The organism is Mesobacillus boroniphilus JCM 21738 (assembly GCF_000517385.1).
GTDB lineage: Bacteria > Bacillota > Bacilli > Bacillales > Cytobacillaceae > Mesobacillus > Mesobacillus boroniphilus.
In genome coordinates, this window is sequence record NZ_BAUW01000128.1 from 1 (window position 1) to 8,240 (window position 8,240).

At 33.4% G+C, this 8,240-nt stretch carries 7 protein-coding genes and 1 pseudogene; all 8 read left to right on the forward strand.

All coding sequences use genetic code 11. The features are described 5' to 3' along the window. Positions 1–2,188 (forward strand): RHS repeat domain-containing protein (locus JCM21738_RS20060; RefSeq protein ID WP_148296153.1); only part of this gene is annotated, 2,188 nt, incomplete at its 5' end. A gap of 341 nt (positions 2,189–2,529) precedes the next feature. Continuing rightward, a pseudogene (locus tag JCM21738_RS20065) lies at positions 2,530–3,522 on the forward strand (IS110 family RNA-guided transposase); the annotation flags it as partial. 798 nt (positions 3,523–4,320) lie between these two features. Then, positions 4,321–5,217 (forward strand): AAA domain-containing protein, encoded by an 897-nt coding sequence (locus tag JCM21738_RS20070; protein WP_023626489.1) that lies wholly within the window; start codon positions 4,321–4,323, stop codon positions 5,215–5,217. Between the two features lie 71 nt (positions 5,218–5,288). Next, entirely contained in the window at positions 5,289–6,002 is a 714-nt protein-coding gene (locus JCM21738_RS20075; RefSeq protein ID WP_256360221.1) for an ATP-binding protein, read from the forward strand. A 109-nt stretch (positions 6,003–6,111) separates the two neighbouring features. Next, complete coding sequence (locus tag JCM21738_RS20080; RefSeq protein ID WP_023626492.1) at positions 6,112–6,432, forward strand: hypothetical protein; 321 nt, start codon at positions 6,112–6,114, stop codon at positions 6,430–6,432. A gap of 68 nt (positions 6,433–6,500) precedes the next feature. After that, positions 6,501–7,154: a hypothetical protein gene (locus tag JCM21738_RS20085; RefSeq protein WP_023626493.1), complete on the forward strand. Its 654-nt coding sequence runs from the start codon at positions 6,501–6,503 to the stop codon at positions 7,152–7,154. Positions 7,155–7,171: 17 nt separating this feature from the next. Continuing rightward, positions 7,172–7,708, forward strand: a complete 537-nt coding sequence (locus tag JCM21738_RS20090) for a hypothetical protein (RefSeq protein ID WP_023626494.1) — start codon at positions 7,172–7,174, stop codon at positions 7,706–7,708. Between the two features lie 284 nt (positions 7,709–7,992). Beyond that, positions 7,993–8,240, forward strand: a 248-nt coding sequence (locus tag JCM21738_RS20095) for a hypothetical protein (RefSeq protein WP_035210019.1), incomplete at its 3' end; no start/stop codon positions are given.

The following is an 8,240-nucleotide window of genomic DNA, read 5'->3' on the forward strand; positions in this document are numbered from 1 at the left end:
AAAAGCATTCAATTCGCTTGATGTTTACTACCATTACAACAACCAGTCTGGTACGGCTTATTTTGATGCGATGCGTCTGGTAATCGGGACTTCCATCACGTCCAACACATATGATGCTGGAGGGAATTATTTAACAGGTGTCAAAGACCAGCTCGGCAATACGGTTTCATTTGGCTATGATGCCGTCGGAAACAGGACAAGCGTGACAGATGCAAAAGGGCAAAAGACTTCCTTTGCGTATGATGGCCGCAGCCTGTTGACAAAAGTGACAGATGCGAAACTTGGCGTGACTTCCTATGGTTACGATGGCAACGGGAACCGAACAAACGTAACCGATGCCAAAGGGAACCTGACGAAGTACGACTACAACGAGTTTAACCTTGTGTCCAAATTTACGAATCCATTAAATCAGGTGACCCTGTTTGAGTATGACCGGAATGGCAACCAGACAAAAATGGTTTACCCTAAAGGCGACTCGATTACAAGCACATTTGATGTCCGCAACCTTTTAAGCGGCACATATGTAAACGGAGTGAAGAAATGGGGTTTCGGCTACGATGCAAATGGGAACCTGACTTCGGTGACTGATGCATCGGGAAGCGAAAAAACGTTTACTTACGACAAGAACCGCCGTTTAACCCAGGAAACCAAGGGATCAGCCAAACTTGATTATGGGTATGATCCGAATGAGAATCTTACTTCCGTTTTATTCACGGCTGGTACAGCAAGTGCTTCAACAGAATTTGCATATAATAAGCTAAATCAGCTTACTGCATTGTCAAGAAACGGTTCAAACCGGGCGAAGTTTGTCTATGATGAAAGAGGAAATGTAACTTCCGTCAGAAGGGCGAACAATTCCTATACATCGCTGCAATATGATGACGCAAACCGCCTGAACGAACTGAAAAACTACAAGAACGACGGGACTGTATTAAATTCGTACAAGTACAGCTATGACCCGAATAGCAACCAGACCAGCATTGCAACCGACAAAGGAACGATTCTGTACGAATACGATGCACTGAACCAGCTGATAAAAGAAACGCTCACAGACGGTACAGTGATCTCGTATGAATACGATGCGGTAGGTAACCGCACAAAGAAGATTGAAACAAAAGGGACGGCAGCAACTACCACCACCTATACGTATAATGCCGGAAATGAACTGACAAACGTCAATGGCCAGGCACATACCTACGACCAGAACGGAAACCTCACAAATGATGGGGATAAAACCTACATCTACAATGAGGAAAATCAGCTGATCGAGGTGAAGGACAAAGCGGGTACTTCCCTTGGGAAGTTCACCTATGACCATGAAGGCAAGCGCACAAGCATAACGACATCTTCAGGCACAACCAACTTCCATTACAATGGTGATAAGGTTATCGCAGAAACGGATGGCAATAATACCATTATTTCAGAGTATACTTGGGATACTTATGGTAATCCTGTGACTATGACAAAATCCGGAAAAGTTTATTATTATCATTTCAACAGTAGAGGTGATGTGACGGCTTTAACGGATGAAAATGGAAATGTAGTTGGCCAGTATGAATATGATGCTTGGGGAAATATAATTTTTCAAACTGGTACAATGGCTACATCAAACCCATACCGTTATGCAGGATATCGTTTTGATGAAACAACAGGATTGTACTATTTAAAGAGTAGATATTATAAATCTGATGTAGGTAGATTTATTAATCCGGATAATTCAATGGTAATAAAAGCCTTAACTGATGAGGCATTAAAGGCACCAAGCGAATATCAAAATTTAACTTTGATGTCAAACTTATTTGCATACGTAGCCAATAATCCAGTAATGTATGTGGATCCAAGTGGATACGTTTGGGGAAATCATTGGTGGAATTCTAAATGGTTTATTAGTAATGCGATTAATACAGCAATAACACTTATTACTCTTAAGCCTGTTAAAATGACTGCAAAGTGGTTACGAGATCTTGCTGCTAAATACAAAGCAGAAGATGCTGCAATAATGTTTGCCCAAAATTTAAAAAAGAAACTCATAGCTAAAGGTGTGTCCGCTACAATTGCTAGTTATATATTTGTTGCTGTATCCGGCGCCTTTACTCTCTTGATGTGGGAATCAGACCCAGGAAGCAAACTTTTTGCTTATGCAGACGCAAGAGATCGAAAACGTAATAATGGCTATCTTAACTACTAAAATAATAGAATAAGAACAGAAATGAACTTTCCCATTACACATCCTAAATATTTAAAAATTAGAATGTGTAATGGGTTTTTTATAAAGAGAAGTTAAAATAGGAATCATAAATTTTTCAAGTTTTTTTATTTGAGGGGATTTACTATGCAATTTTTATATTGGTTGTTTAAATTAGGATTGTATTTTTCAATTGTATTAATCGCAACCACCTACTGGAAGGGTTGGGGTTGGTGGTTTTTGGTAATATGCTTAATTTTATTACTTGTGGGAGACAGTTTATTAAAAAGAGTATTCAAAAAATAACTGTTATCAACACAGTAACCTAATTATTTAATGGCTAACTTATTCAATGTCTGGAGGATAATCAATTTTTAAATATCTTGGTAAATCCGATTATCTCTTATCAAGCAAAGAAAACAAGCCTGAGGAAGGTAAAAACAGATGCGGTTGATGCATATCATCTTTGTGTTCTTTATTACAAGGAAGAATTTGAGCCTTATAAGAAAAGAGGACTAAGACTTTTAAACCTAAGAACCTTATGAATGAAATACGAGACCGTTACGAACCTTTATATCCAAGCTAAACTTCAGTTTCATACTATTCTTGATCAAGTATTTCCTGAATACAGGGGACACGTTGGAGATCTATTTTCAAAAGTTTCTCTACAGATTTTAAAGGAGTTTCCTACATCTGAAGAAGTTCTGAGATCTGGTGAAGCAAAGATACTGGAGCGAATTGTGGGAATGCGTATAAAACGGTCTGAGGGTTGGGCTAGGGAGAGGGCAGCTAAATTAATAGCTTCGGCTGAGCGAAATCCTTTCCAACAAGGTGTGTATCAAAGTCAGTTGTTCAGTTTGGATATGTATATCTCTATGCTTCTTCAGTACCAAGAACACTTATCCTGTATAGAGGCAGAGATAGATGTCCTGGCAGAAGAAATTGAAGAATGTAAGATAATCCAATCAATTCCCGGAATAGGAGGAAAGATCGCGGCAACGATTATTTCCGAAATCGGAGAAATTTACCGGTTTAATCACCCTAAAAAACTTGTGGCTTACGCTGGAATAGATCCAAGTGTTCATTCATCAGGTAAGTTCACAACTACTATAAATCATATTACTAAACGAGGTTCAAGCCGATTACGGCACGCTTTGTATATGGCCGTTTTATGCGGTATAAGAAGCTCAAGGAACAAGAAGCTAAAAGAGTATTATGATCGGAAACGAAATGAAGGAAAGCCTTCAAAAGTAGCAATGATAGCTTGTGTAAACAAGCTTTTACACTGGATTTATGCAATCCTAAAAAGGAATGAGCAGTTCCTAGATATGGCTTAATCAAAAAGATAAAACAGCTAATGAAAAACCTTCCAAACGGTATTTGGAGGGTTGTTTGGCGTGCCTTCAAAAGTATAACAGGAATAACAAATATTTTAATAAGAAGTTCTTGACTCCTATTAGCTGGTTTAGTGAAACAAAAAAATAGCTAAAAGAGCTAAAAGAGCTAAAAGAGCTAAAAGAGCTAAAAGAGCTAAAAGAGCTAAAAGAGCCTAAATTACGCTAGTTTTATACACAACTTGTATATTTTGGCTCTTTTTATATTTAATAAAACATACTTCTATAAATGTCTTTTATTAATCATAGAGGTCACATTAGTTTTCATTCTATTTTGTGTTGTCACTTAAATGAGCAAAAATTGTGTCATTCTACTTGACGGTCACACGTGTTGGCCTAGCCTGGTAAATTTCTTGGCGAACAGTGGTAAAAAAGATGGCAGGGGTGGTAAGATCCCTTGGCTGTAATCATTAGACAAAGTAAATGTTGAAAAACAAAAAAGAGATGTCCGATTATCAAGAGAAAGACAAAATAATTTATTAATTAATAAATGGGAAAAATATTTAGATGAAGAAAATAGCCTGAATGATAAAAAAAGTTATTTAGGGATTTATAGTGACCTTGAGTATAATTTTGAAAATAATAAAATAAAAGTTAGAGTAAGTAAATTAGATTATACGATAGAAAATGGAGATTTAATTCAGTTAACTGATAAAAGGAGAGAACAGGTAACTGTTGGAACGTTTGATAGTATAGAAGAATCGAATATAGTCATATCAGTAAAAAATGATGTTGACTTTGATGATTTGGAAAAAAAGAGGAAAACTAGGAATTGATGTTATACAATCAGCTGCAGCTATAAAAAGATTTCGAAGGGCGGTAAGAGCTCTAAAATTTGGAGACTTATTAAATCCAAACATAAAAGATATTATAGTTGAACCATCAATAGCTACAGTTGAAACAAGTAAAGAAATAAATAAATTTATTGACGAAAACTTAGATGAGTTAAATAAAGTAGCAGTAAAAAAAGCTCTTTCAACCAAAGATCTCTTTTTAATACAAGGACCACCAGGAACAGGAAAAACAACAGTAATTACTGAAATAGTAGGTCAAATATTAAAAGAAAACCCTAATAATAAAATACTTCTTGCTTCTCCTTCTCATGTAGCAGTTGATCATGCGATCCAGAGTATAATTAAAAATCTTGATAAAGATAAAAGGATAATAAGGGTAGGAAGAAGCGAAAGAATATCGAAAGAATCGCAATCTTTATTAATAAGTAACCAATTAGAAAAATGGGTAGAGGGTGTTAAAAAAAATTCAAAGGATGAATTATTAAATTACTTAAATCAAAACCATAATATAAATAAAGAATTATCAGATGAAATACAAAAGGAAATTGAGAATATATCAATAAATGATGTTTCTGATGAAAATAATCCATTATTTCAAGCACCTAGTAATGTTAAGAGAATTGTTGGAGTAATAAAAGAATGGCACCGTAGGTTAAATTCCTTAGAAGAATTTGATGAGATTTTTGCTCAAGATGCGTCAGTTGTTGCAGCAACTTGCACCGGAATTGCATCTAGACATGTTTTAAATGATATTGCTTTTGATTGGGTAATCATCGATGAAGCTGCAAGGGCAACTGCACCAGAATTACTATTACCTATGATAAGAGGGAAAAAATTATTTTAGTAGGAGATCATCAGCAATTACCACCTATTGTAGGTAATCAAAGAAGTAATATTCTGGATAGTGAATTAGGAATTAAAACTTCAGATTTAGAAAAAAGTCTATTTGAAGAGCTATTTGAAAAAATATCTGATGAGGCAAAATCAGTTCTGACTGCCCAGTTTAGAATGCATCCTACCATTTCAAATCTAATAAATGATGTATTTTACCCAACAACTACTATCGAGGCTAGAAAAACAGCAGAAGAAAGAAAGCATTTATTACAGTGGACACCAAAATCAATTGTGTGGCTAAATACACAATATTTAGAGGAGAATAGAGAGCAAGAATCTTTGAATTCTTACAAAAATAGTTCTGAGGCAAAGGTAATTCTAAAACAACTTGAAGAAATTGAAGAACGTTATAAAGGAGTAAATCCCAAAATAAAAGTTGGAGTAATATCAGGTTATGATGCTCAAAAAAAATCATTAATTAATCTGATTAAACCACATGATCAAAAGTGGAAAAGCATTAATATTATGATTGATAATGTTGATGCTTTCCAAGGATCTGAAACTGATATTTCTATTTATAATATAGTTAGGTGTAATGATCAAAACAAGATTGGGTTTTTGCGTGATGAAAGAAGACTTAATGTAGCTTTGTCTAGAGGTAAGACATGTCTTATTATAGTAGGAAATGCTGATTTTGCTAATAAAGCGAAAACATATAAAGGTAATCCTTTTGCTGATATTATTAGATTTATTGATCGGCATCCTATGAAATGTGTTATGGAGGATATTATGTAATGGGGATAGAGTTAATTGTTGAAAAATATAAAAAGATCTACCCGGATATACTCTATGTGGTTACGGAGAGGTCGGATTCCCTCAATATAAAATTAGATTATTATGTTTAATGTTAAAAGATAAAGGTTTACCTGTAATAGACGAGTATATTTTAAGGCTTTATAAAGAAAATATGCTTATTGATGATATGGGTCTTTTATTAGGTATTGATCAAGAATTAGTCTTTTCATCTTGGTATAATTTGATTCATTTAGGATTGATTCATATTGATACTAAATGGATTACAGAAAAAGGATATTCTTATTTAAGGGAACATACAATCGAAAGTAATGAAAAAATTTATCTTGATATCACTATGGATGCTTTATCTGGTGAAATAAAAAGAAATCGTATGTATATTAATAGAAAAACTATTAGAGAAACAATTTAGATGTTTTAGATTCTTTAGTTGAACAACCATCTGTATATAATTTAAAGGTTGCACAACTAAAAAAAGTATTGAGTGAATATCAAAAACGTGATCCGGAAACATTCGCTGGGAACTTAGTAGATATTATTGAAGTTGATAATAAGCCAACACAGTATAAACGTTTAAACATATTGATTTTCAAAAATGTAAGTGAAGAATATAGATTTATGATTTGTGATGATTCACAAAGATATGAAGAATATGAAAGTGCATTAGTTAAATTGGAAGAATACGGAAAGGGAATATTAAAGAACGGCATCGGTAATTATTTTGAAAATAATGATTTAGTAAGTAATCAAAATTTTAATAAAGAGTCTAATGAATATTTATCGCCCTTACAAATAAGAAATCACACCTATGAAATATTAGAAAAAAATCAAGGGTATGTGTATATTTCTTTACCTTTAGTAAAAACAAAAACTCCGGATGATTTTTTGATTAATCTTGTACAAGAAAAGGCAAAAACAAAAGCTAAAATATGTATTATAATATCTGGCAGGGAGTTTATAGATAACTTTCAAAAAAATCAATATGAAAAGATAAGTAGTATTCGAAAGAAATATAAGAATCTATTTATTAGTAATGTACCTGTTTTTCAAAATAGTGTTATAATATCGGAGAATCAAGGAGTTTTATCATATTTAGAAAAGCATGAACTAAAAGCCCCAGCTAGTATGGTATAACTGAGACGGGTTTTTTATTGAATGAAAAAGAATCTAAAGAGTACATCATCGAAAAATTTAAACCTTTAATAGAATTAAAACATGAACATAACTTAATTTCTAAGGAAGAATTAAAAAATAAGCTATTAAGAATTATTCAGTTAGTAACTGATTTTGATGAGTATTTATTAAATATTAATAATATTGGCTGGATTGGTGGAGGGACTATTCCTGATGTACAACGACTTTTAGAATCGCCAGTAGCTAATACAGAAAATGATTTTAAAGTATTTATTAGTTCTATCCATACCTCATTAGGGGAGTCTTTAGAGAAAAACGGGAAAGCTCACGGAGAAAAAAATTATTTCTGGAATTATTTCAAAAGTACATTTCCTGATTTACATAGGGTCTTGCATAAAATTAGAATTTATAGGCATTCAACAGAACACATTGCTTTAGAAGATAAGCCTAAAGAGAATTATTTTAAATTTTGGATGAAGATCTTGATGGATCAATGCCATTTTTCAAAGAAAGTGGATATAGAATTTTGCAAACAAAAATTATTCAAAGCTTAGAGGAGATATTAGAGAAGCTGTTATTAAAGTAAGAACGGGAAAAAGTAGGCTGAGTTGACATAAAACATTACCTTGATATAGTGGGAAATAGCTACTATATCGAGTTTTTTTGTTTTCCTCATATTGCTAATCCAAATTCTTATTAAAATAGATAAATGATAAATAGACATTATAATAAATATTGGCATTTATTGATTCCGAAAGCGATTATTAATTAGTCTAGGTCTGTAATAAGTAATCGCCGATTTTTGCTTTAATATATATAATTGGAGGGGGAATAATTAGTGACAAAGTTACGGTATATGACGGAGGAAGAAGTACTTAAATTCGCAAATTCCACACCAACAAAAGCACAACACTACGCTAATATCTTAACAAAACGGGCAGTTGTCGTATGTGAAACGCATTTAGTAGACGAGGTAATAAAGGAATATAACGGCTATATGGGAGAGACGATGGTATCTTTTCGGGTAGAACTAGAAAAAGCAGAAGAACGAGAAGGAACGCCGCAAACAATAATAACTATTGTATA

Coding starts and splice junctions, on each gene's coding strand:
- JCM21738_RS20080 (WP_023626492.1), top strand. CDS start 6,112: ATGTTAAAAGATAAAGGTTTACCTGTAATAGACGAGTATATTTTAAGG.
- JCM21738_RS20070 (WP_023626489.1), top strand. CDS start 4,321: ATGATTTGGAAAAAAAGAGGAAAACTAGGAATTGATGTTATACAATCA.